18 protein-coding genes are annotated in these 25,265 nt (G+C 63.8%); 14 read left to right on the top strand and 4 right to left on the bottom strand.

What is annotated here, in order from left to right; translation table 11 throughout:
- The first annotated feature begins 50 nt into the window (after positions 1-50).
- The 4 genes from QRN52_RS06940 (at position 51) to QRN52_RS06955 (ending at position 5,478) form a co-directional block, all read left to right on the top strand.
- Entirely contained in the window at positions 51-2,744 is a 2,694-nt protein-coding gene (locus QRN52_RS06940) for a bifunctional acetate--CoA ligase family protein/GNAT family N-acetyltransferase (RefSeq protein WP_284752014.1), read from the top strand.
- 67 nt (positions 2,745-2,811) lie between these two features.
- A complete protein-coding gene (locus tag QRN52_RS06945) occupies positions 2,812-3,540 on the top strand; it encodes a DUF5998 family protein (RefSeq protein WP_284752015.1) in 729 nt (242 codons plus the stop codon).
- On the top strand, positions 3,540-4,769 hold the full coding sequence (locus QRN52_RS06950) for an alkaline phosphatase family protein (protein ID WP_284752016.1): 1,230 nt from the start codon (positions 3,540-3,542) through the stop codon (positions 4,767-4,769). The genes QRN52_RS06945 and QRN52_RS06950 overlap by 1 nt, the downstream gene beginning before the upstream one ends.
- Positions 4,762-5,478, top strand: coding sequence for a thymidine kinase (locus QRN52_RS06955; RefSeq protein ID WP_284752017.1), 717 nt, complete (start codon positions 4,762-4,764; stop codon positions 5,476-5,478). The genes QRN52_RS06950 and QRN52_RS06955 overlap by 8 nt, the downstream gene beginning before the upstream one ends.
- A gap of 23 nt (positions 5,479-5,501) precedes the next feature.
- Here QRN52_RS06955 and sepH read toward each other — a convergent pair whose 3' ends face one another.
- The gene (gene sepH / locus QRN52_RS06960) at positions 5,502-6,890 is read right to left on the bottom strand and encodes a septation protein SepH (RefSeq protein WP_284752202.1); all 1,389 of its coding nucleotides are present in this window, start codon (positions 6,888-6,890) and stop codon (positions 5,502-5,504) included.
- 286 nt (positions 6,891-7,176) lie between these two features.
- Between sepH and QRN52_RS06965 the strand changes: the two genes are divergently transcribed.
- Entirely contained in the window at positions 7,177-7,476 is a 300-nt protein-coding gene (locus QRN52_RS06965) for a DUF4193 domain-containing protein (protein ID WP_078105507.1), read from the top strand.
- Here the strand turns inward: QRN52_RS06965 and QRN52_RS06970 are convergent.
- Positions 7,473-7,973, bottom strand: coding sequence for a DUF3093 domain-containing protein (locus QRN52_RS06970; RefSeq protein WP_284752018.1), 501 nt, complete (start codon positions 7,971-7,973; stop codon positions 7,473-7,475). The genes QRN52_RS06965 and QRN52_RS06970 overlap by 4 nt on opposite strands.
- Positions 7,974-8,072: 99 nt before the next feature.
- Between QRN52_RS06970 and dut the strand changes: the two genes are divergently transcribed.
- The 4 genes from dut to QRN52_RS06990 all read left to right on the top strand — a co-directional run bounded on the left by dut (position 8,073) and on the right by QRN52_RS06990 (position 10,580).
- On the top strand, positions 8,073-8,585 hold the full coding sequence (gene dut, locus QRN52_RS06975; RefSeq protein WP_284752019.1) for a dUTP diphosphatase: 513 nt from the start codon (positions 8,073-8,075) through the stop codon (positions 8,583-8,585).
- A 111-nt stretch (positions 8,586-8,696) separates the two neighbouring features.
- Complete coding sequence (locus QRN52_RS06980) at positions 8,697-9,446, top strand: DUF3710 domain-containing protein (RefSeq protein ID WP_284752020.1); 750 nt, start codon at positions 8,697-8,699, stop codon at positions 9,444-9,446.
- Positions 9,439-9,792, top strand: coding sequence for a single stranded DNA-binding domain-containing protein (locus QRN52_RS06985; protein WP_284752021.1), 354 nt, complete (start codon positions 9,439-9,441; stop codon positions 9,790-9,792). The genes QRN52_RS06980 and QRN52_RS06985 overlap by 8 nt, the downstream gene beginning before the upstream one ends.
- Entirely contained in the window at positions 9,789-10,580 is a 792-nt protein-coding gene (locus tag QRN52_RS06990) for a DUF3159 domain-containing protein (protein WP_284752022.1), read from the top strand. Before QRN52_RS06985 ends, QRN52_RS06990 begins: the two co-directional genes overlap by 4 nt.
- On the opposite strand, the gene QRN52_RS06995 is transcribed toward QRN52_RS06990, so the two are convergent.
- Positions 10,550-11,281 (bottom strand): potassium channel family protein, encoded by a 732-nt coding sequence (locus tag QRN52_RS06995; RefSeq protein WP_284752023.1) that lies wholly within the window; start codon positions 11,279-11,281, stop codon positions 10,550-10,552. The genes QRN52_RS06990 and QRN52_RS06995 overlap by 31 nt on opposite strands.
- On the bottom strand, positions 11,278-11,952 hold the full coding sequence (locus QRN52_RS07000; protein ID WP_284752024.1) for a potassium channel family protein: 675 nt from the start codon (positions 11,950-11,952) through the stop codon (positions 11,278-11,280). The genes QRN52_RS06995 and QRN52_RS07000 overlap by 4 nt, the downstream gene beginning before the upstream one ends.
- Before the next feature lie 110 nt (positions 11,953-12,062).
- On the opposite strand from QRN52_RS07000, the gene QRN52_RS07005 reads away from it, so the two are divergent.
- The 5 genes from QRN52_RS07005 (at position 12,063) to QRN52_RS07025 (ending at position 25,245) form a co-directional block, all read left to right on the top strand.
- Positions 12,063-14,036 (top strand): APC family permease, encoded by a 1,974-nt coding sequence (locus tag QRN52_RS07005; protein ID WP_284752025.1) that lies wholly within the window; start codon positions 12,063-12,065, stop codon positions 14,034-14,036.
- A complete protein-coding gene (locus QRN52_RS07010) occupies positions 14,036-15,433 on the top strand; it encodes a class I SAM-dependent RNA methyltransferase (protein ID WP_284752026.1) in 1,398 nt (465 codons plus the stop codon). The genes QRN52_RS07005 and QRN52_RS07010 overlap by 1 nt, the downstream gene beginning before the upstream one ends.
- A 140-nt stretch (positions 15,434-15,573) precedes the next feature.
- On the top strand, positions 15,574-18,405 hold the full coding sequence (locus QRN52_RS07015) for an aconitate hydratase (protein WP_284752027.1): 2,832 nt from the start codon (positions 15,574-15,576) through the stop codon (positions 18,403-18,405).
- A 472-nt stretch (positions 18,406-18,877) separates the two neighbouring features.
- A complete protein-coding gene (locus QRN52_RS07020) occupies positions 18,878-24,088 on the top strand; it encodes an AAA family ATPase (protein WP_284752028.1) in 5,211 nt (1,736 codons plus the stop codon).
- Positions 24,085-25,245: a hypothetical protein gene (locus QRN52_RS07025; protein WP_284752029.1), complete on the top strand. Its 1,161-nt coding sequence runs from the start codon at positions 24,085-24,087 to the stop codon at positions 25,243-25,245. The genes QRN52_RS07020 and QRN52_RS07025 overlap by 4 nt, the downstream gene beginning before the upstream one ends.
- Positions 25,246-25,265 lie beyond the last annotated feature (20 nt).

Raw genomic sequence — 25,265 nt, forward strand, 5'->3', positions numbered from 1 at the left:
TCGGTGGATCCTTAGACGTGTACTGCGGAAGACTTAGCTAGGCTAAGCCTATGGTGGATCAGGCCGGCGCCGGCGTATATCCGGAATATTGGGAGGCCGATGTCGTGCTTCGCGACGGCGGAACGGCCCACTTGAGACCTATCTCACCCGAAGACGCCGATGCGCTGCAGGCATTCCACACCGCGCAGTCCGAGACGTCCATCTACATGCGGTTCTTCTCGTTCAAGTCGAGGCTCTCCAGCAAGGAACTGCGCCGCTTCACCGAGGTGGACCACAAGGACCGGGTGGCGTTCGTCATCACCATCGGCGGAGAGATCGTGGGCGTCGGCCGCTACGACCGGCTCGATGATCCCGCCGAGGCCGAAGTGGCCTTCAATATTTCCGATGTCCAGCAGGGCCGCGGCATCGGCTCCATCCTGCTCGAACACTTGGCTGCGGCTGCCCGGGAGAACGGCATCCGCCGCTTCACCGCCGAGGTCCTGCCGGAGAACCGCAAAATGCTCCGGGTGTTCGCCGATGCCGGCTACGAGCTTGCGCGCAAATTCGACGACGGCGTCGTCAGCGTCGAATTCAACATCGACCCCACCGAAAAATCCCTCGCCGTCATGGAGTCGCGGGAGCACCGCGCCGAGGCCCGCAGCGTGCGGGACTTGCTGGCGCCGTCGTCGATCGCCGTGGTGGGTGCCAGCCGCCGGTGGGGGACCGTAGGGCACCAGTTGCTTGAGCACATCCTGGAGGGTGGCTTCACTGGCGCGGTCTATGCCGTCAACTCTGAAGCGTTCGAGCTGGCTGGCATGAAGTCCTTCGCCCGGATTGCCGACGTCCCCGGGCCGGTACAGCTCGCCATCATTGCCGTGCCTTACGAGGAAGTGCCGAAAGTCGTGGCCGAGTGCGGAGCGGCCGGGGTCAAAGGCCTTGTGGTCGCCACCGCCGGGTATGCCGACGACGGCGAGCGGGGGCTGCGGAGGCAGCGGGAGCTGGTGCGCCGGGCCAGGTCCTATGGGATGCGCGTGATCGGCCCCGAATCGTTGGGGATTGTGAATACGAACCCGGACGTTTCCCTCAATGCCTCCATGGCCCCGAGCCTGCCCCGGCGCGGGGGACTGGGGCTGTTCACGCAGTCAGCGGCCATTGGGGTTTCCGTCTACGCCGCCGCGAGCCGCCGCGGCCTGGGCATTTCCTCGTTCCTCTCCGCAGGCAACCGCGCCGATGTCTCAGGCAACGACGTCATGCAGTTCTGGGAGGACGACCCCGATACTGTCGCCGTCGGGCTCTACCTGGAGTCGATCGGCAACCCGCGCAAGTTCTCCCGACTGGCCCGCCGCTTGTCGCGCAGCAAGCCGGTCATCGTTGCCAAATCGGATGTCACCGGGCTGCGCCTTCCGCCGGGGCATGTGGTGAGGACCACGTTGGCGCCCGCCGCCGCGTTGGACGCGATGATGCGCCAAGCCGGGGTCATCGCCGTCGAAACCATTGAACAGCTCATGGACGTGGCGCAGATCGTCTCCAGCCAGCCTTTGCCCAAGGGCCCGGCGCTCGCCGTCTACAGCAATTCCGCGGCCTTCGGGAAGGTCGTGGCGGACAACGCGGCGCCCCAAGGACTCGTCGTCGACAGGATCGTCACCGACGTGGACCTCGACGCGGGGATGTCCGCAGCGCAGGAGCAGCTGCGGAGCAGCCTCCGGAAGAATCTCGCGGACGATTCCGTGCATGCGGTGGTGGCGGCCATGGTGCCGTCCCGCAGCCTCACGATGGAAGCGATCGCCGGAGTGCTTGCCGAATGCGCAGCGGAGGCCGGCAAGCCCGTCGTAGCGGCCTTCACGGGGATCCTTGACGCTTCCGTGCAGCTGGATGGCGTGCTTGCTCCAAACGGCGAGTCCGGGCCATCCCTTCCTTGCTACTCGAGCGCGGGCAGCGCAGTGGCGGCCCTGGCGGCAGTGGTCCGATACGCGAAGTGGCTGGACCGGGACCAGGGCATGTTCGTGGAGCCTCCGGGTTGCGACCGCGAGGGTACCCGCCAACACATCGAACGGCTCCTGGCTTCCGTCACGGGGGAGCAATTGGTGCGGCTCGACGACGGCGAAGGTGCGGCCTTGCTGTCACGCTACGGCATCCCTGTGGTGCCGTCGGTTGCGTTCGAGAACGACGACGACGCCGTGGCCGCGGCTGAACTGCTCGGCTGGCCCGTGGTGCTCAAGACCACGGATCCCGCCCTCCGACACCGACTGGACCTCGGGGGTGTGCGGTTGGACATCGAGGATGCGGACTCGCTGCGTCGCAACATCGCGCAGATGCGTCACGGCCTTGAGCCTTACGGTTCGCCCGCCATCGAGGTCCAGGCGATGGCTCCCGTGGGTCAGGCCTGCACGTTCCGCGCCATCGAGGATCCGCTCCTGGGGCCGGTGGTGTCCTTCGGATTGGCGGGAGACGCCGTGAACCTCTTGGACGATTGGGCGCACCGGGTACCTCCGTTGTCCTCTGCCGATCTCCACGACTTCATCAGGGCCCCTCGCGCTTCCCTTAAATTGTTCGGCTACCAAGGGCTGCCTGCCGTGGACGTGGCTGCCCTCGAGGACCTGGGGGCACGGCTGGTCCGCCTCAAGGATGAACACCCTGAGATTGCCTTGGTGGAGTTCAATCCCGTCCTGGCCGGGACCCGGGGCGCGAAAATCCTTGCAGCCGAAGTGTGGATCGGGAACGCCGCACATCGCACGGACAGTGCCCGCCGTGCGATGCTCAGCTGAGCTGACGGTTGACCGCCAGAGGGCCGGACGGTTATGAAGTCCCCAGCCGATCTGTGAAAATGGGGGAATGAGCTCGAAGTCCCCGACGCCTCCGTCCGGTCCGGCTACCACCGGGCACCACGCAGCACACAACCACAGCTCGCAGGGGCAGAGCCTGGACCAGGCACTTCAACGGGCCGGTTTCTATCCTGTCCTTGTTGCCGATGTTGTGGCCGATGCCTTGGACGGGCGTGACTGCCTTGCGCACCTGGTGCATTTGGAAACACATTTCGACCGTGCCGAGGTCCGGCGGCACATCACGGTCCTGGTCCTCACCGAGGACATGCTGGTGATCACCCACGTCGATGACCAGCAGCTTGACGAAGCCGGCGAGCAGATCGTCGCCCAGATTTCCACGGAGTCCGTGCCCGTGGCACAGATCCGCTCGGTGGTCCTCAGTTACATGTATGCCCAGCCGCAGAACTACACTCCAAGCGACCCCGTCAGGGAGCTGACCCTGTCCATTGCCTGGTCCGGAGGCCAGCGACTGGATGTCGGACCCGCCAGCTGCGGCGATCCCCAGTGCGAAGCCGACCATGGGTACACGGGCACCATCTCCCAGGAGGACATCGTGCTGCGGATCAGCTCCGAGGCCGACGGACCCAGGGCTGTCCAGGACGCGAAGATCTTCGCCCGCGCGCTGCGGGCAGTGAACACCGGCGCTCCCGGCCCTTCGGTCCACACCGGTTCCATCTCGGCTCCGCGCCTCCGCTCGGGCGTTTTCGGCAACCGGCTGAGCCGTGGGCACCAGCGCTGATGGCGACGTCGGAACCCGTCGCCCAGGACACCGTCCCCGTTTCCAGCACCGTCCCTGAGCTTCCCGGCGCGCCGCTTTATGGGAGCAAGTCGATCGCCGAGGTCTTCACGAGCGCTGCGGCGAGCATGGGGCTGCCCGGTTTCGAAAACAAACTGCAATTGCCTGCATCGCAACGTGTGTGCGTCGTTCTCGCTGATGGACTGGGACGCAACCTCCTGAAGCAGAAGGCTGCCCACACCCCGTTTCTGAGGTCAATTGCGAATGCGGGCCAGGGAGCTGTTCCCGTGTGGCTTGATTCGGCTTTTCCTTCCACCACGGCATCGTCCTTGGCCAGCCTTGGAACCGGCCGTACGCCCGGTGAACACGGCATGGTGGGCTATGACGTCCTGGATCCTGCCCAGGACAAGGTGGTCAACCTGCTCGGCAATTGGGACGCCGGAGTCGACCCCCTGCGCTGGCAGCCGTTCCCGACAATTTTCGAACGCGTTGCTGCTGACGCCGACGTCGTCACGGTGAGCCTGCCCCAGTTCGGCGCGTCACCGATGACCCGCGCGGCGCTCCGCGGAAGCCGGTTCGTAGGCGGCACCTCGCTCCATGCCCGAACGACAGCAGCGGGGGAGGAAATGGCCGCGGGAACCCGCTCGCTCATGTACTTCTACGTCAACGAACTGGACAAGGCCGGGCACCGCTACGGCTGCCAGTCCGATCGCTGGGAGCACCAGCTCGAAGAAATCGATTCGACGGTCAAGAGGCTCTCTGCGTCACTGCCGGCGGGGACAACCATCCTGCTCACCGGCGACCATGGAATGCTGGACGTCCCGGAGTCACAGCGCATCGACTACTCCGCCGATCCTGCCCTTATTGCCGGGGTCCGGCATACGGCGGGCGAGCCACGCATGGTCCACCTGTACCTCGAACCCGACGCCGGACAGCGTCACCGGGAAGCCCTGTTGGATGCCTGGCGCACCCGCTTCGGCGAGCGGATCTGGGCCTTCACCCGCGAGCAGGCCCTTGAGGCAGGTCTCTTCGGGGACCTGCGAGCTGAGGTTTCCCCCCGGATCGGGGATGTCATGATCGCCGCCCGCGACGCTTTGGCGCTCTACGATGTCCGCCGCGTCCGCCCGACTGCCTTGGAAGTGGTGGGGCAGCACGGTTCGCTGACCAAGTCGGAGCGCGAAGTTCCGCTGCTTTGCTTCCAAGCCGGAGGTCCCAAGGGCCGCCGTGGCTGAACTCATTTTCTTCTCCGGAACCATGGACTGCGGCAAGTCCACCCTCGCTTTGCAGATGGACTACAACCACCGTGCGCGCGGGCGGGGCGGGGTCCGCTTCAGTTGCAACGACCGGGCCGGCGGTTCCGTCATTTCCAGCCGGCTCGGGCTCCAGACGGATGCGGTGGAGGTCATTGACACTACCGATTTCTGGGACGAGGTTGTCCGACGCAGGACAACCGGCCTCAAGGTGGACTACCTGATTTGTGATGAAGCCCAGTTCTACTCACCCGAACAAGTGGAACAGCTGGCGCGGGTGGTCGATGAGATGGGCGTAGACGTATTCGCTTTCGGAATCACGTCCGACTTCCGTACCCGGCTGTTCCCCGGATCCCAGCGTTTGGTGGAGCTCGCGGACAGGGTGCAGGTCCTGCAGGTCGAAGCGCTTTGCTGGTGCGGCCGCCGGGCAACACACAATGCGCGGACCGTGGACGGCATCATGGTGGTCGAAGGCGAGCAGGTCGTGGTGGGAGACGTTGCCATGGAGGCCGGCCGGGTGGAGGCTACCCCGGAGCACATCCAAGCGTCGGAACCGGTCGTCGGGTACGAGACCCTATGCCGCAGGCACTACATGCGCCGGGTCACGGCACACGGGGCCAACCTCATGGCGAGCCGCGACCAGTTGCTGCCGTTCGACGTCGACGCTTGCCTTTGGCACGGCGCCAGCTGAAGCTGCCGGGAACTGGAAGCTTCCTAGTCCCCGCGTGTTCCGAACAGGATGTCATCCCAGCTCGGGATGCTGGAGCGCTTTGGCCTTGACGGCTGGCGCTCGGCCGCCGCCGCATCTGAAGGTTCTTCATCCTTCTGGCCGGAAGGGGTTGGCCTCGGCTCTTCGCGTTCCCGCCGGGGAGCTCCGCCAAGCAGTTCGTCCAGGCCTGCCCGCGGTGCTGTTGCTTCCCGGGCCGTGGATTCGTCGTGGCCGGTCTGGGCATCATTGTCGGTCCGGGCGTCGTTGTCGTTCCTGCCGCGCAGCACGGTCACGGGGCGCAGCGGACTTGGGATCACCGTGATCTCCCGCGTATCCGTGCTCACGCCATCGTGAAGATGGAGGGAGTCGTTTTCCTCGTCGTCGTGCTTCGGGGCCAGGCTTAGCCGCGAGAGCATGGACGCACGCGCGTCACGGCGGCTGGCGGCGGGTTCGGATTCCACCTGCTCGTCCGTGTCCGTGTCGGCTGACTCTTTGTCAGCTGTTTCCGTATCCCCGGGTCCGTCTTCGATGTCGCCGTGCCGCGGATGCGCAGCCGGAACGCCGCTGCTGAGTAGCAGCGCCAAAGCGTCGTCGCTGTCCTCGTCAAGTCCCAGCCTCTGTCCGCGACGTGAGCGCAGCATGTCGAGGAGCCCGTCGGCTTCCCTGGTGGCAGCGGCAGCGGCCACACGGGCGGCGGTCCCGGCGTCGGCCTCGAAGTCAAAGGGCCGGTCGGAGACGGCCGCGAGTCGCCGTGCCGGTACGGGGCCGTCGAGGGGTTCCAGTTCGCTCAGCTGCTGGGCCCAGCGGTTGGCGTTCTGGATGGATTTGCGGGCGGGATGGAACGTCCACATCGCGGGTGGCTCTTCGCCGATGGTCTCCAGGCTTCCCGGCTTGGTTTCGAAGCGTGCGACGACGGTCCACGAGCCATCGGTCCGACGCCAGGAGTCCCATTCCACCGCAGAGGAATCGATCCCGTGGGCCGTGAGCCGGTGTGCGACCATCTCTCCCAGGCTTGCAGGTTCGTCGCCGAACGCCGCGCGGTAGGCGTCCTGGCCGGGGGCCGGGGCGGCGACTTCGATTTTGCGGGCTTGCTGGGCGATGTACTCGCGCTCGGCAAGCACGGGCCCCTCATACCGCTGCACGTTGGCGAGCGGCAGCCCTGAGAGCTCCGCCACCTCCGCGGCCGTAGCGCCGCTGCGGATACGTGACTGAATGTCACGGGGGGACATGGCGACGGGCGTGATCGAGGCACGTGCGGCCACCTGGGCAGGTGTCCGGCTCGCTGCAACGCGCAACGCCTCATCAATCGGAAGCTGGAACATCTCGCCGCCGGTACCGCTCAACAGGAGATGTCCGCCGTCGTCGTGGACGCCAACCAGCCGTAGATCCCGCATAAAATCCTCCACCATGGCCTATCTGACATTCGAAACTCTGCCACCCGGTAGGGCCTTTTCCTACTAGGACAAAGGGCGCGCCGCGATATTCCGCGATTTTCCGGCATTCGCTTGCGTGGGCGATCGTTGCCGGGGGTATGGACATTCGAGTCTGCCGGGAGGACAATCTGCCCGATATCGGGCACAAAAATGCGGCCTGCTGCGTTACATCCTTAGACCGGAGCAGGTTCTGGTCGACAGGACCGCAAGCCCTGCGTGGAGCACAAGGGAGAACGAAGAAGGGACCATGGCAACGGACTACGATGCCCCTCGGAAGACGGAAGAAGACACCGAGGACTCGATCGAGGAACTCAAGTCGCATCGCACCGAGAAACAGTCATCATCGGCTGTTGACATCGATGAGACTGATTTGGCCGATGCCTACGAGCTCCCCGGGGCGGACTTGTCTGGCGAAGAGCTGCTGGTCCGCGTCCTGCCTCCGCAGGCGGACGAATTTACTTGCTTCAATTGCTTCCTGGTCAAACACCGCTCCCAGATTGCGCGGGAGAAAGACGGGCATTTGTACTGCAAGGAATGCGAAAGCTAGCCTCGGGAGGCCTGCTTGGACAGCGCTGCCAGCAGTTCGTCGGGGCGGCGCGTTGACGTCAGCCAGTACGGAGTGCGGTCCGCCGGGTCGGTGATTTCAATGCGAACCACGGGATCAATCCAGCCGCGGAGGCACAGGAACGCCAGCCCGTGGAGCCGGGTACCGCGCTCCGCGGTGGCTTCGTCCTTGCGATATGCGGTGACTGCGCCGACAAATTCGCGCTGGATAGTGGCACGTCCTACTTGGACAGTGTCTTGGTCCACCACAATCGCAGGAGTGGACAACACCAGCATGGTGGTCATGACCGCGAAGAGGACCAGCGCGGCGATAATGCCCGCGGTAATGCTGATCGGCGCGAACATCAGGATGCCCGCGGCGGACAAGCCGACCACGACAATCCAGATCCAAAGGGAGGGCCAGAGCTTTTCCGTAAACAGGACGCCCGTTCCACTCGAGGAATGGTGCGGCACGGGTACGGAAGCAGTCGATTCAGGCATGCCACCAGCTTATCGGGACTGTGGCCCCTGGAATTAACCCGCCTGATGCCCTGCGACTGCAACGGTGGCAGTACCCCGCGGACGATAGAATATGTGACTGTGAGCCACGAAACAGCAGTAGCCAACCCCGCAGACACCTTCGCCGAATACGGTGCGCCGACCCTTCAGGTCCAACTGAAAATGCTCGACGCCGGTTTGGAAGCGCCGTCGTACGCCCACCCCGGTGATGCCGGTGCGGACTTGCGGGCCCGCGCGGACGTATCACTCGCCCCGGGAGAGCGGAAGCTCGTTCCTACGGGCGTCTCAATCGCGTTGCCAAACGGCTTTGTCGCGTTGATACACCCGCGGTCAGGGCTGGCCACCAAGCACGGACTCACTGTGGTGAACGCTCCCGGGACGGTTGATGCCGGCTACCGAGGTGAAATTTCCGTGACGCTTTTGAATACGGACAAAAACCAGGCAATCGAACTCAAGCGCGGCGATAGAATTGCTCAAATGGTGATCCAGCGCGTCGAGTACGCGCAGTTCGTTTCCGTGGAGGAGTTGTCCGACACCTCGCGCGGCACCGGCGGCTTTGGATCCACCGGAGGCTTCGCGCCGGCCGTGAGCTAGCAACAACCCCCGACAATCTGCACCGTACAGAGCTGATTGCCATGCTGCCCGCGAGTTGACGGGCAGTCTGCGGTTTACTGGGGGGTAGACCACTACTAAGGAGACAACCCGATGCTTTTTGGGCGCGGAAAGAAGTCCAAGGCCGAGCAGCCGAAAGACAACGGTACTGAGCAGGCCGATGCCGCGACGACGCGGCAGGACGCGGGCACGGTAACCACCGGAGCCGCCAAGGGCGACTTCCGTCTGTCCAAGGGGCCGTTGGATGCCAGCGAAATCGATAGCCAAGATGGCTACGTGGACCTTGGCGCCCTGCTGATCGAACCTTCCGAGGGCCTTCAACTGCGCCTTGAGGTAGAAGAGGCAACCCAGCGGGTAGTAGCGGTCACCATGGACCTCGATGGCTCGAGCCTCCAGCTCCAGGCGTTTGCCGCTCCACGTTCCGAAGGGCTGTGGGACGAGATCCGCGAACAAATCGGCCAGTCCGTAGCCAGCCAGGGAGGCGAAGTCGAGGAAATCGTCGGCACCTTCGGCACGGAACTCATCGCCAAACTTCCTACCGAATCCGCCGACGGCGGACGTGGCTTCCGGGCTGCCCGGTTCATGGGCGTGGATGGACCCCGTTGGTTCCTCCGCGGCGTCATCGGCGGCCAGGCGGCTTTGGACAGGGACGCGGCCGAAGGACTGGAGAACCTCTTCCGCAAGGTTGTGGTCATTCGCGGAGACAACCCCATGCCGCCCCGCGAGTTGCTTCAGCTGAAGCTCCCCAAGGACGCCGTAGCCCCCGGGCAGCACGGAGCTCCCCAAGAAACGCCGGAGCTTCAGCGGCCCGAACGCGGCCCGGAGATCACCCAGATTGGCTGACAAAGCGGCCCAAGCCGCTGCCGCCCATGGCGGCCCGGCGCCCCTGCCCCTTACTGAGCTCCCCATCCGGGGACGGGTCGACTGCACGGGTTTCATCGAGTCGGTGACCTACCAGCCGGCCAACGAGCAAGCACACTTCTCGGCGATCGTCGTCGACCGGATTGCGCACAGGGGCGATACGGGTCCGTTGACCCGCTTGCGTGTCATCTGGCTCGGGCGCCGCAAAGTGCCCGGCATCGAACCCGGGACTGTCCTGCGGCTCGAAGGCATGGTTACCCAGCGGGACGGGATGCCCACCATGTTCAATCCGCGCTACGAAATCCTCTCCCGGCAGGAGCACCAATGACCGTCGCCAACGGATCCGACCCCCAGGAAAAGCCAATCCAGGAAAAGCCCGGCCCGGCAGGGGATTCCGGGCAGGGAACCCAGGGGCCGAGCATTGCGGACCTCGCCGCAGGCTATGCCGAAAAAGCCGGGCTCCAACGCAACAGCCACGGACACGTCGACATCCTCAAATCGGCCGGGGGTATCCAGGGGATCGCCGAGAGCATCGTGCCCGGCCTCGTCTTCCTGATCGCTTTCATGGTCACCCGCGACCTTCCGGCTTCCCTGATTGCCTCCCTCGCGGCGGCAGCCGTCTTCACCGTGGTCCGCCTGGTCCAACGGCGCCCGTTGACCCAGGCTCTTGCCGGGATCGCCGGCGTCGCCATCTCCGCTTGGCTCGCGAACACCACCGGCAAGGCCGAGGATTTCTATGTCCTGGGCTTCTATACGAATATCGCGTACATCGTGGGAATGATGCTGTCGATCCTGCTCAAGTGGCCGATCGCCGGTCTGCTGTTCGGATTCGTCCGCAACGAAGGCTTCGAATGGCGGAAGAACCCGGAGCGCTTGCGGGCCTATGCCATCGGCACGTGGGTGGTCATTGGGGTACTGGCACTACGGCTTGTGGTCCAGGTGCCCTTGTATTTCATGGGCGACCCGGGCCTCGCCGCGCTCGCTACCATGAGGCTGATCATGGGCGCTCCGCTATACATCCTGGGTCTCTGGATTGCCTGGCTCCTGACCCGGCCGACGCCAGGCCAGAAGCCGAACAAGGATCCTCAGCCGTCGAAGCCGTCGTCGTCGGACTGATCCGCAAACTCTTCCTCGACCTCAACTGAGCCGTGGTCGGCCGCGGACGGGGACAACAAGGCCCTGAGCCCGTCTTCGGCGGCAATGGTCGTGACGAAGAACAGTTCGTCGCCGCCGTCGATCACGTCGTCGCGGCTCGGGGTGATGGGAGCATGGTCCCGCAGGATCGCCACCAGGGTGGCGTCTTCGGGCCATTCGGTGCCGCCAACGGTGCTGCCGATGATGTGCGAGTCGTGGGGAACCGTGAATTCCACGAGCGAGGACACGCCCGTCTGCAAGGTCAGCAAGCGGACGAGGTCACCGATTTCCACGGCTTCTTCCACGAGCGCCGTCATGAGCTGCGGAGTGTTGACAGCGACGTCGACGCCCCACGAATCGTTGAACATCCAGTCGTTCTTGGGATTGTTCACGCGGCCCACCGTGCGGCCCACGCCGAACTCGGTCTTGGCCAGCAAGGACACCACAAGGTTGACTTTGTCGTCGCCGGTCGCCGACACGACGACGTCGGCCCCTTCCAACTTCGCCTCCTGCAGCGTGCTCAATTCGCATGCATCGCCCACGAGCCAGCGGGCCCCACGGAGCCCGCTGCGCCCAATGACCTCCGGTTTGAGGTCGATCAGCATGATCTCGTGTTTGTGGGCGAGCAGTTCCCGCGCGATCGATGAACCGACGCTGCCTGCGCCGACAATAACGACTTTCACTCAGACTCCTTGGCAGGTGCGCTGGAAAGGATGCGCGCCACCTCGGCGCTGCGGTCCAGATTCAACATGGCGTGCACGGTGTCGCCCTCCTGGTACGCCGTTCCGGCCTGGGGCAGGACGCCCTCACCAAAGCGGGTGAGGAAAGCGATGCGGATTCCGGACGCTGCTTCGATGGCAGTCAACGGGTGCCCGATCCAGCCTTGGTCAAGGTCGACTTCGGACAAAACAAGCCGGCCGGAGGGTTCGCGGTAATCGCCTGCCAGGTGTTGTTCGGGCAGGATCCGGCGCAGGACCTGGTCCGCGCTCCAACGCACGGCGGCCACCGTGGGGATGCCCAGGCGCTGGTAGATTTCGGCGCGGCCGGGATCGTAGATGCGGGCTACAACATGCGAAACATGGAAAGTCTCACGGGCTACCCGGGTGGCGAGGATATTGGAGTTGTCACCGCTGGAGACGGCGGCGAAGGCGTACGCTTCCTCGCAACCTGCCTGCTTGAGGGTGTCCCGGTCAAAGCCGACGCCGGTGACTTTCCTGCCGGTGAATCCGCTGCGCAAGCGGCGGAAGGCACGGTCGTCCTGGTCGATGATTGCCACTGAATGGCCGGCGTCTTCCAAGGTGTGCGCCAACGTTGCGCCAACTCGTCCGCAACCCATGATCACAAAGTGAGCCACGGTTTCTCCTTCACTCTTATGCATGCCGCTCGGTAAGACTCTACCGGGGCAAGTCGCGGAAGCCAGTCCGCCGTCATGACATCGCGTTCGATTCAGAGTAGCTTTGCGGAGTGCTGACAATTCTCAACGCCGCGAAGCGGGTTTTGGTGGGGCGGCCGTTCCGGAACGACCGTCTGGCCCACACCCTGCTTCCCAAGCGCATTGCGCTGCCGATTTTCGCCTCGGACGCCCTGTCCTCCGTGGCGTACGCCCCTGACGAAATCCTGCTGACGCTGGCCCTCGCGGGTGTGAGTGCCGTGGCCATTTCGCCGCTCGTAGGCCTCGCGGTCATGGTGGTCTTGCTCACGGTAGTTGCCTCGTACCGGCAGAATGTCCACGCTTACCCTTCCGGTGGCGGAGACTACGAAATCGCCAACGTCAACCTGGGGAAGTTCGCGGGCCTGACCGTCGCCGCCGCCTTGTTGGTGGACTACGTCCTCACCGTCGCCGTGTCGATGTCCTCCGCAGCGGCGTACCTGACCACCGCGATCCCGTCGATGCATGGGCAGCAGGCGCTCATCGCCACTGTCGGCGTCGTCATCCTGGCCCTCGTGAACCTGCGCGGAATCAAGGAAGCGGGCAGTGTCTTCGCGGTTCCCACGTACATCTTCATGTTCTCCATCCTGGGCATGACGGCCGTCGGTATCTTCCAGGCGGCCACAGGCCAACTCGGCCAGGCTCCCTCGGCGGCCTTCACGATCGTCCCGCAAGAGGGATTCGACCAGGGACTCGTGGGCTTGGCCGGGGCGTTCCTGCTCCTGCGGGCCTTCTCCTCCGGTGCGGCCGCACTGACCGGCGTGGAGGCCATCAGCAACGGTGTGCCGAACTTCAAGAAGCCCAAGAGCAAGAACGCGGCCACCACTCTGTTGCTGCTCGGAGTGATCGCCTCGGCGATGCTCGCAGGCATCATCTACCTTGCCAACGCCACCAAGGTCCACATTGTGCTGGATCCTGCCAAAGAATTCCTCCTGCATGGCCAGCCGCTGCCGGACGACTACATCCAGAATCCGGCCATCAGCCAGATTGCGCAGACCATCTTTGGAGCAGGGTCCGTCCCGTTCTATATCGTGGTCGCCGCCACCGGTGTCATCTTGGTCTTCGCATCCAACACGGCATTCAACGGATTTCCGGTCCTCGGCTCGATCCTCGCCCAGGACGGCTACCTTCCCCGCCAGCTCCGGACCCGCGGAGACCGTCTGGCCTTCAGCAACGGCGTCCTTGCCCTTGCGGCCGGGGCCCTGGTCCTCATCATTTCGTTCAACGCCGATGTCACCAAGCTCATCCAGCTGTACATCGTTGGCGTCTTCATTTCCTTCACCATGAGCCAGCTGGGCATGGTGCGGCACTGGGGCAGGGAACTCAAACTCGCGCAGGACAAGGCCGTCCGCCGCAGGATCGTGAAGTCCCGCACCATCAACATGCTTGGATTCGCCATGACAGCGCTGGTGCTGACCATTGTGCTGATCACCAAGTTCGAACAAGGCGCCTGGATCGCCCTCCTGGCGATGTTCGTCCTGTTCCTCATCATGTGGAGCATCCGCGCCCATTACGACAATGTGGCGAAGGAACTGGCCGTTGACGAGGATTCGTCCCCGCGTGCGTTGCCTACCCGGGTCCACGCCGTGCTCCTGGTGTCCCATGTCCGCAAACCGGTGCTGCGGGCCCTCGCCTACGCCCGGGCGTCGAGGCCGTCGCGGCTGGACGCCATCATCGTCGACATCGACCACGAGGAAACGGCGCACACCGTCGAGGCCTGGGACAAACTGGACATTCCGGTCCCGTTGACCGTTTTGGCGAGCCCGTACCGCGAAACCGTCACGCCCATCCTGGACTACGTCAAGAACATGCGCCGCGATTCCCCGCGCGACCTGATCGTCGTATACATTCCGGAGTACGTTGTCGGCAAGTGGTGGGAACAGCTCGTCCACAACCAGACCGCATTGCGCATCAAGGCCCGGCTCCACTTTGAACCCGGCGTCATGGTGGCCAGCGTTCCATGGCAATTGAAGTCCTCCGAAGAAGCAAAGGCATTGCAGGATACCTAATGACCCACCCCAGCAACACCCAATCCAGCTCGCCGACGGCCCAGGACGGAGCTGCCACGGAGCTGGTGGTGGACGTCGGCCCCATCGCCCATGGCGGCCACTTTGTCGCACGGCACGAAGGCCGGGTCATTTTTGTCCGGCACGGCATCCCGGGGGAGAAGGTCCGGGTCCGGTTGACCGACGCGGGAGAGTCTTCCCGTTTCTGGCGCGCCGACGTCGTCGACGTCCTGGAAGCGTCCGACGACCGGACCCGCCATTTCTGGCCGCTCGCCGACTCGCTTGCGGCTTGGAGCAAGGGCGGTCCGCCCGTGGGCGGCGCCGAACTCGGGCACGTAACACTGGAACGGCAGCGCCTGCTTAAATCCGAAGTGCTCGCCGAGCAACTGAAGCGGCTCGCCGGCGTCGAACTCAATGTCGAGGTGGAGCCGGCGGCCGCGGGTGACCCGGGCCCCGGCGGCGTTACAGGGTCCGACGGCGATAAGGGGCTTGGCTGGCGGACCCGTGCCAGCTTTGCCGTCACCCCCGAGGGCCGGCTGGGGATGCATGCCCACCGCTCCGACGTCGTCATTCCGGTCCACGAGATGCCCTTGGCACTGCCGGGCATCAACGAGTTGCGGCTTTGGGACATCGACCTGCGGGGGATATCGCGGGTGGAAGTGGCCGCGCCTGCCAATGGATCGCGTCCGCTCGTCCTTCTTGCCCCGGAAGAAGGCACCGATGCCCGGCGCCTCAACCGGATCCTGGGCCAGCTCCCGCATGAGGTGTCAGTGGCATCCTTCGACCCCGTCCGCGGAGAAGTCCTGCAGCTGCGCGGCAGGACGTGGGTCCAGGAATCGGCCGCCGGTCACGAATACCGTGTGACGGGAGAAGGGTTCTGGCAGATCCACAAGGATGCGCCCGGGACCCTGGTGGGGGCGGTGACAGGATTCCTGCACGACGGCGGATACCTCCTTCCGGGATCGGCCGTGGCCGATCTTTACGCCGGAGCCGGATTGTTTACGGCGCCCTTGGCGGATGCGGTGGGGATCACCGGTTCGGTACTGTCCGTCGAAGGATCGCCCGGGACCAGCAGGGATGCCCGCAAGAATCTGCACGGAGAGACCCAGGTGGAAATCGTCCAGGGCAGGGTGGAGCGTGTCCTCCGGCAGCGCCCCCGGAGCTTCGACGCGTTGGTGATCGACCCGCCGCGGGCGGGTGCCGGCAAAGCCGTGGTCAGCCAGCTCATTGAGTCCGGGCCGCGGGCAATCGCCTATGTCTCGTGTGATCCGGCCTCTTTCGCGCGTGATCTGGGGTACTTCCGGAACGGCGGATGGCGGCTTGAATCCGTCCGGGCCTTTGACCTGTATCCGCACACGCATCACTTGGAGACCGTTGCGTTGCTGGTGCCCGCGGCATAGCCGACACTACGATGGTGGAGAAGTCCTACGTCGCGCTTCACTTCTCTACCGACCGGCACGGCGCTCAGATTAGGTTTGCCTAACTAGCTAGCGGTCAACCACGCGACAAAGATGAAAGCTGTTGCGAGAGGAGTCCTGCCATGAGCACTGTGGACAGCTTCGGTTCCAAAGGCGTACTGAATGTAGCCGGCACCGATTATGAAATTTTCCGGTTGAACTCCGTTGAGGGCGCAGACAGCCTTCCGTTCAGCCTTAAGGTATTGCTTGAAAACCTCCTGCGGACGGAAGATGGCGCCAATATCACGGCCGACCACGTCCGCGCCCTGGCCGGCTGGGATCCGAATGCCCAGCCAGACACCGAGATCCAGTTCACCCCGGCCCGAGTCATCATGCAGGACTTCACCGGGGTTCCCTGTGTGGTTGACCTTGCCACCATGCGTGAAGCCATCAAGGACCTCGGAGGCGACCCCAAGCGCGTCAACCCGCTGGCTCCTGCTGAGATGGTCATCGACCACTCCGTGCAGATCGACGCCTTCGGCAACTCCGGTGCCCTCGAGCGCAACATGGAGATCGAATACCAGCGCAACGGCGAGCGTTACCAGTTCCTGCGCTGGGGCCAGACTGCTTTCGACGACTTCAAGGTTGTTCCCCCGGGAACCGGCATCGTCCACCAGGTCAACATCGAATACCTGGCACGCACGGTCATGACCCGTGAAGTTGACGGCGTCCTCCGCGCCTACCCCGACACTTGCGTCGGCACGGACTCCCACACCACCATGGTCAACGGCCTGGGCGTGCTGGGCTGGGGCGTTGGCGGCATCGAAGCCGAGGCTGCCATGCTGGGCCAGCCGGTCTCCATGCTGATCCCGCGCGTTGTCGGTTTCAAGCTCACGGGCTCCATCCCGGCCGGCGCTACCGCAACCGACGTCGTCCTGACCATCACCGAGCAGCTGCGCAACCACGGTGTGGTCGGCAAGTTCGTGGAGTTCTACGGCGAAGGCGTTGCGGCCGTGCCGCTGGCCAACCGCGCCACCATCGGCAACATGAGCCCCGAGTTCGGTTCCACGGCAGCGATGTTCCCGATCGACGACGTCACGCTCGACTACTTGCGCCTCACCGGCCGCTCCGAGCAGAACGTCGCCCTCGTCGAGGCGTACGCGAAGGAACAGGGCCTCTGGCACGACCCCTCGCACGAGATCAAGTTCTCCGAGTACCTCGAGCTCGACCTGTCCACGGTTGTTCCCTCCATCTCGGGCCCGAAGCGTCCCCAGGACCGCATCATCCTCACGGAGTCCAAGGCCCAGTTCCGCGAGGACCTGCGCAACTACGTGAAGGAAGACCTGGCCGACGGAAGCCTGGACGAAGCGATTGACGAGAGCTTCCCGGCCTCCGATTCGCCGTCGTTCACCGCCTCCGCGTCGCACTTGGCGGACGTAGCTCCGCACGCACACGGACCGAAGTCCAACGGTCGCCCGTCGAACAAGGTGGGCGTCACAACAGCTGACGGCCGCGAATTCGAACTGGACCACGGTGCCGTCTCGATCGCTTCGATCACGTCCTGCACCAACACGTCCAACCCCTCCGTGATGCTGGCTGCCGCGCTGCTCGCCCGCAACGCCGTGGACAAGGGCCTCGCCTCCAAGCCGTGGGTCAAGACTTCGGTCGCTCCCGGCTCCAAGGTTGTCACCGACTACTACGAGAAGTCCGGCCTGACTCCCTACCTGGAGAAGCTCGGCTTCTACATCGTGGGCTATGGCTGCGCAACCTGCATCGGCAACTCCGGACCGCTCGACGCCGAAATCTCCGAGGCCATCCAGGCCAACGACCTTTCCGTCACGGCTGTCCTCTCCGGCAACCGCAACTTCGAAGGCCGCATCAACCCGGACGTCAAGATGAACTACCTGGCCTCCCCGCCGCTGGTCATCGCCTACGCCCTGGCCGGAACCATGGACTTCGACTTCGACGCCGATCCCCTGGGCCAGGACCAGGACGGCAACGACGTCTTCTTGAAGGACATCTGGCCGAACCCCGTCGAGGTCCAGAAGGTCATCGATTCCTCGATCGACAAGGAAATGTTCGCCCGCGGCTACGAAGGCGTCTTCGACGGCGACGACCGCTGGAAGGCACTCGACACCCCGGCAGGCGACACCTTCGCTTGGGACGCCAAGTCCACGTACGTGCGGAAGCCCCCGTACTTCGAAGGCATGAAGGCGCAGCCGGAACCGGTAACCGACATCGCCGGAGCCCGCGTGCTGCTGAAGCTGGGCGACTCCGTCACCACGGACCACATCTCCCCGGCCGGCTCCTTCAAATCGGACACCCCGGCAGGCCAGTACCTTCTGGCCAATGGTGTGGAGCGCAAGGACTTCAACTCCTACGGTTCACGCCGTGGCAACCACGAGGTCATGATCCGCGGAACCTTCGCGAACATCCGCATCAAGAACCAGCTGCTCGCTGACTTCAACGACGGTGCGGGCGTCGAGGGTGGCTTCACCCGCGACTTCACCCAGGCGGACGGCCCCCAGGCCTACGTCTACGACGCTGCCCAGAACTACCAGGCAGCCGGCACCCCCCTGGTGGTCCTGGCCGGCAAGGAGTACGGCTCCGGCTCATCCCGTGACTGGGCTGCCAAGGGAACCGCGCTGCTGGGCGTCAAGGCTGTCATCGCCGAAAGCTACGAGCGCATCCACCGCTCCAACCTCATCGGCATGGGCGTCCTCCCGCTGCAGTACCCGGCCGGCGAATCCGCTGCGTCGCTGGGCCTGCTCGGCACGGAAGCGTTCTCCGTCGAGGGCGTCACCGAGCTGAACAACGGCACGACGCCGAGGACGCTCAAGGTCAGCGCAACGGCAGAGGACGGCAGCACCAAGTCCTTTGACGCCGTGCTGCGCATCGATACCCCGGGCGAAGCGGACTACTACCGCAACGGCGGCATCCTGCAGTACGTGCTGCGGCAAATTAGCGGTAGTTGAGCTGATCGGCTCGTATACCAGAGAATCTGGTCGCTGACGCGCTCTCACCGGCGGTCACACTAGAGTCTCGCACAGGTGCCCCGCCAGGCTTCGGTCTGGCGGGGCGCTAGCGTTTTGTTGTTGCGTCTCCCGCGTGTATTGCCGGAGTACCTGGCGCTGGTGATCGCGTCTACGGATGCCCCCGACGGCGGCCGGCATGCCTCCAACGAGTAACCATGATGAAGCGTCCCTGAAGAGTGAGTGTCGGCCATCTACGTGTGCTGATAGAAGCTATGCCGTTCGGACGCCGAGGACTGCGCGAAGATCCGGAGACCTAGCCAAATTCTTGGGACAAGCGCTGGGTCGAGTAGTCGGCGTATTCCCGGAGACGCCGACGCCTTTGCATGGTACCTACCGGGGCGTGCTAGCATCGCCCGCAGAGAGACGCCGGGAGCGAATTAACGGGCTGTGGCAGAAAGGCAGATACGACGCAATGAGTCTCGGCCCCACGCACCATGGCTACTTCTATCAAGACTTAATCACCGCAGTGGCCTTGGTAGATCTCCTCCTGGGCACCGCGGAAACGATCACGGTTGACACAAAGGGCTTCGACACGGATCGGTTCGATGATGTCAACATCACCTACGCCGACACGACCCGACTCCGTCTGCAAATCAAACATACGACCTCCGATCGCCGGCTCTCGAAAGAGACGTTCTCCCAAGACGGCCGAAACCTGAAGCTTAACAAGGTCCTCGATTCCCTCCTCAAGGACCTCGCCACGTCCCCAGCGACCACTTACCGAATCGTCGTCCGAGACCAAGAACCCGACGACTCCCTCGCAGTCGTCTTGGTGCCCGTTGACCCGTCAGTCCGACCGGCCGACCCGCTCCCGGGCATCACAACTGCGAAGTACCGGTTCGACCCCGTCGCGCTGCGCGCCAACCAGCCCTGGGCCGACCTGGTCAAGCATCTCAGCGACAACGACCTCCGTAGCGCTTGCAACCGTCTCATAGTTGACGCGGGTGCACCGGCGTCAACCATCAGCTTCGCCGACCCTGGACCTGCCGAACGTTCCCTCCTCCGACGTGTCCGGGAAGATCTTGGAGCAGGACGCACCCCAAACACTGACGTCACCCCCGAGTTCGCGGCACATGCACTCGTTCAAGCTGCAACGTCTGCTCGCGTAGTCGATACCGGAGTCGTGCGACGCGACCTCATCGAACCTCGACTCGGGCTGCGCGTTGACTTCGGAGCCGTCGCCGCAGGACACCCCATCGAACCTGAAGTCGCCGTTGCTCGCGTCGGAGCAGCGACAGAGGTCAGCAAACACATCGACAGCACAGTGACGGGTGGGGGACGAGTCGTCGTCGTAGGCGAGCCAGGCGTCGGGAAATCATGGCTGTGCGAAGAGCTTACAGTTCGGTACCGGGACAACGGCTGGACAGTCGCGCGCCACCACTGCTGGCTCGGCTCAAGCGACGACCACATGCAGGAACGAGTCCTCACCGAAGTCGTCATCGGCAGTCTCCTCGACCAGCTCGGACAAGCAGTCCCTGAAGCAACCAAGGATCTCCGCCCCAAATTCGCGACGAGCACCGAAGCGCTCGTATCGGCACTCGAGAACTGCCGCGAAGCTCACCCTGACAAACCAGTCCTTCTGGTCGTCGACGGCGTCGACCACGTCGACCGAGTCGTCGGACGCAGCACCAACCAGCAGAAAGACCCGTCACGTCTCCTGGTTGAGGAGCTCGCAGCCCTCAACCTTCCCGCCGGAGTCTGTCTACTCGTCGCAAGCCAGCCCGGACCCCACCTCGAGCCAGTGGCTCCCGCATCCGAACCCTTCCAAATGCCGCCGATGTCCCGAGACGAGATCAAGGCACTTACCGCCAAGCACGGCCTGCTTGAATCCCCTGACGGCGCCGGACCCGTCGGTTCGTCTGACGAGGACACCATCGTCACGTTGGTCCACGAACGTTCCAACGGGAACGCGCTCTACGCGACCTACCTGTGCCGGCTCGCACTTGGCGCATCACCTCTCGACGATACCCCGGCGCCACTCACTGTCAACGAACTCATCTATCGTCTTGAACTGGTCCCCGACACGGCTAAAACGGTCGAGGAGTACTACGACTACCTGCGCGACGCGATGACCCTTGACCAACGATTCGCCACAGACACCCTCGCGCTGTGCGACTTCTCGCTCACGCCCGACGAACTGGCAGAGCTTCTCGGCTCACCCATAAAGGCCTTCGTTCTCCCGGCACTCCAGACGCTTGCTCCGGTCCTGAACACTCAGCCTGGCCTAGGTGGACTCCGCCTCCACCACGAGAGCTTCTCGCGGCACATCCTCCGCACCATTGACCACGAGGCCGCAACCTCCATTCGCCAGAGCATCGCGAAGTGGCTCGAAGGCCGCGGATTCCTCACCGACTCCCGAGCCTTCCGTCACCTCCCCGACCTACTCGCCAACCTAGGCGAGTATGACCAGCTCAAGGCCTTGGTCGGTCCAAGCTTCGTGGCAGACGCAATGCGGCAGTTCCACTCCCCGGAAGCGCTGCAACGAGCCCTCTGCGTCATCTCACGCGAAGCTCAATCGCGTCTGGACTGGGCAACCCTCGTCAAATGCGTAGAAGTCCGAAAGGCTATAGACACGTACGAGAACGACGCTCTCGCGGAAACGCTTACCGAATATGCCGACGTCATCGTGAATATCCTCGGTGCCGAGACTGTCGCGGAACGCCTTATTTACAACGGGCGCACAACGTTCCCCCCGAGATGGGGCCTCCTTATCAGCGACGCTGTTGACCGGGCCGGCGCTGCTGCACCGTGGAAGGCGTACATCGAAGGGTGGGAAACGCAACGCAAGGCCGATCGGACCAGCTACTCCTCCGACAGCGACGGAACATTACATCTGGCCGCCCAACGCGGAACCCTTCGACTCCGCACCCAACGACAAGACGTCGACCCGTCTCTCATTCCAAAAATCGCCGAGCACCTTGAGGGCGAGCACGACGCATCCCTGGCCGATCTTGTAGAGACGTTCACGGCCGCACTGCCGGCGGACTACATGCCCCAGGTCGCAGCAGCGATGAACGACCCGGCCAACGCCGCCGAGACCTACTTGGCCCTCGCCGACCTCGCCGCAAATGGAACCATCGGGCTCCCCAACCCCCACGATCTAGCGCGCCAGGGGTGGGAACTGGACCCGACACTGGACGCTATCGGATACCTCTTCCACGGTATCGCACCACAGGATGTACTTGCGGGACTCGGAATCGCGGATCTCGAGGTTGAACTACTTGCCGCCACGGATGTCCTTCTTAAAGCGAGGACTGCCGACGAACCGGCAGTTAGAAGGTGGAACGCTCTCCTCACACTCGCGCAGGCCATCGACCCAGCCCTGGTGCTCAAGGCGGGCGCAAAGTTGTCCGGCGTTGGGTTCTACCGGGCATGGCTCCGCTACACAGTCACAACTATGGGAATCGCAGACGATGTCCGCAGCGGCGCCTCAACACCCGAAGCCGCGTCGACCGCAGTAGTCGTCGCACTCGCTGACCTCGTCGCCGAGGCCAAGCCCTTCACCGGCAAGCCGCGAGCATGCGAGCTGTACTTCATCCATCCCCTCATCCACCAGGTGATCGAGAATTCCCTCACCGTCGTGCGGGAAAAAGATCTTGATATCGTCCTCGACCACCTCATCGCCATAGGCGATGGCACCACTACGACCACCAATCTCGGTCTCGGCGAGAACGGCCCGCTGACCACCAACGATCTACTCGCAGTCCTCGGACGGGTCTCCCACCACGTCGGCATCGGCGCCATCCACGCCCTCCTTGCCGTCATCCGTGAACGTCGCAACGATGACCACACGGGATACAGCCAACAGGCTGCATTTGAACTTGAGACCGCCCGCATCTGCATAGCAGCAGGCGCTAGCGACGAGGCCCGCGAATGCTGGAACCGGGCAGCTGACTTGCTCGCAAGCTACGGCGGCCATAAAGACCCGACGCTCTCCGAGATCGTCGCAAGCATCGAAGACATCGAAGACCCTACGGAAGCACGAGCCCGACTGTCCAAACTGGTCGACCTGGTCTATCTCGTACGGCAGCATACCGACGGCCGCGATACATCGCATTACGTCACTCAATGGTGGGAGATTGCCGCATCTGTCGATCCGATCGCTGCAGCCCGCGACGCCGCCGACCTGTATCTAGACAACATCGGATTCGAAGACGCACGAGCAGAAGCAGCGCAAACACACCTGCTGCAGAACCACAGCGCGACAGTAGACCCCGCCACCCTCGCCGCACTGCGGCTCACCACAAGCATTGCCTGGCGATCACCAATGGTCGACCTGGAAATTCTCAGCCGCCTTGCAACCGAGCGTGGGGCTAGCCAAGCGGTCGACACGATGCTCAGCGTCCTCGCCAACAACATCGCCGCATCGTACGACAACCAGCCGATGCAATACTCGAGCAACCAATCCAAAGAAGTTGTGGACCAAGCACTCGTCCAAGTTGTGACGAATCTAGGTGGCCCCGAATTTGACCCCCGGGCAGCGCGCCCAGACCGAGATAACCAAAGCTCGTTCCTCCGGACGGAAAAGGGGCCAGACGCCCACGCGCTCCTCAAGCGCCTCATTGCAGCTCAACGTCCCGAGGCGCCCCAAGGACGCGCAGGCGCCATCAGCATCGCCCACGCAATCGACAAAGAGCGCTACCAAGATGAGCCCGCCACCTGGGACATCAACGCAGCCATCATCGCTATTGGTTTCCGCATTCTCGAAACGACACACTCCGAGGGGCACCACGCCGGGATCGCACTCATCGACGACGTCGCCCGCGAAATCTCCACTTTCTCTCGAAACGACATCTTCGCCAGCCTAGGACAGGGTCTTGCCGTCTATGCCGACGATGATCCCGGGGTCGCCAAAGTCGCCAGTTACTGCCTAGTCACCGCGTATCAGCGCATCCGAGGCGGAGGGGGCTGGCGACAGTTCGCCGGTCGGGAACGCCGGGCACTATGGGAGCAAGCCCATAAGCTTGCCCCCGACACCGCCGAGCGCGCTCTCGCCGCAGCGGTCACCAACCGTGTCGCCGCCGCGTCGTACGGCTCATATGGAAGCAGCCAAGGCCTCATCACAGCATTCGCCGCGCAGCCCCCAACCAGCCCCGGAGGCACCGCCACCGACTGCTGGGACGCCGCCTTCGACATCATCAGTCACCGCCTACCCGGGACTGCCGAAACAGGAACGCACGTCTATCACCCGACGCCAGTACCCGACTCGGCCGACGACCTCGACGTTGCTATAGCAACATTGGCGCTCGCAACAATCTGCCAGGCCGCACGGGAACAGATACGACTCGCCCTGGTAGCAACCGAGTTCCTTCTCACTGTCCGGCCGAAGGTCGCCCAAAGCGCACTCTCATACATACTCCGCAAAGACCTGGACGCTGGTCGCAGCACCTGGCTACTCGAAACTGTGCGCGTGAACGTACCAACGGGTGAGCTCGGAGACGACCTCGCCGCGGAAATTACCCGACTCGCGGCGAGCGACCACCTGTCCGTCCGAGCACTGGCAGGCCAGATTCTTGCCACCCACGGACGCCCCGTTCCGGAACCGCCGGCCACCACGCCGTCACTGTACGTCATCAGCGCGTTCCACAGCCTCGTCGGTGAGCACGAGGAAGAAGCAGAATGACCAGGAACATGTCCCGAGGGCAGGTCGAGGGACTCGTTCGCTTCTACCTGGACGATCGCCTCGCCGACGCCAACGAACCCCCAGGCGTGCGCGAAGCCGTGATCCAAAATCTGGTCGACCGAGTCGATACCATCAAACAGCGCTCCGGAGAACAGATCGGCCAGCTCCGCTCGCCATCGTCGCAACGCATCCCCGATGCCTACTTCAACGATGAAGAAGAAATAGAGAACGCCATCCAACTGGCAGCAACTGGAATTAGAGCAGCACGTGCACGCGCAGGCTTCCTGACAGCCGATGCCCGGAGGTTTGAAGCCAGCTACGCGTTCTCGCTTGCCCCTTCAGCCAGGTGGGCGCTTCTCGAAGAATCGTCGCGCGTTCCGCGTCCGGGAACCCGCCATCATCTTCTGGCGCGTTCCCTGACGCCCATTCCGTGGCAGGACAACGAGGCCGAATGGCCGCCGCCGACCGCGGTTGAACTCGAGGGGACACGCCGCCTCACAGGACAAGATACATGGCCTATCCGTGTTGCAGAGAGACCATATGATGATTGGGTTCAAATTGGCATGTTCGAACGACAGGCCACATTGGCCAGCACCTACCCCAAACAGCCAAGCCGACAACTATTCATCACTTCTGGTCTCGAGGTAACAGGCGCGTCCATTTCGATCGATTCGCTGCCTGTCGGAACTAACCCACCAAATATCTGGCTGGCCCCGTACGACCACCTACTCCCGGGCGTTGATCAAGCTTCAGCCGCAGAAATGCTGGAGGATCTGCAAGGACCGTTGACCACGATTGCCAACTACGGGGGCCAGCGGAGCGCACCTCACCGCGGCCGCGGCGTTGGACTTCACCCGTTCAGTCTCGTGCCTCGACTCGAACTCGTGGCGTTTCTCAACCTGCGCCCGGAGTCTCCGACAGTTCGCCAATGTCTCGTTGACGACCAAGGGCCAGCTCTGGTGGGACGCAACTGGCGCGGATTCCTGATCCACGACGGCAGCTATACGCCTCTTGCACCTGCGGTCCACGGCACGGACCTCATAGTTCGTCCGGACCTGTACGAACGCCTCGAAGACACACTCGACAAGAACCGCATCCAGTCTGGCATCACAGTGCGGTACTTCGAGGGTGAAGGCAATGACATGGAATACGACTGAGGTGCTGCCGACGGCAAAGC

It is taken from the genome of Arthrobacter sp. efr-133-R2A-120 (assembly GCF_030209835.1).
In the GTDB taxonomy this organism is placed as follows: domain Bacteria; phylum Actinomycetota; class Actinomycetes; order Actinomycetales; family Micrococcaceae; genus Arthrobacter.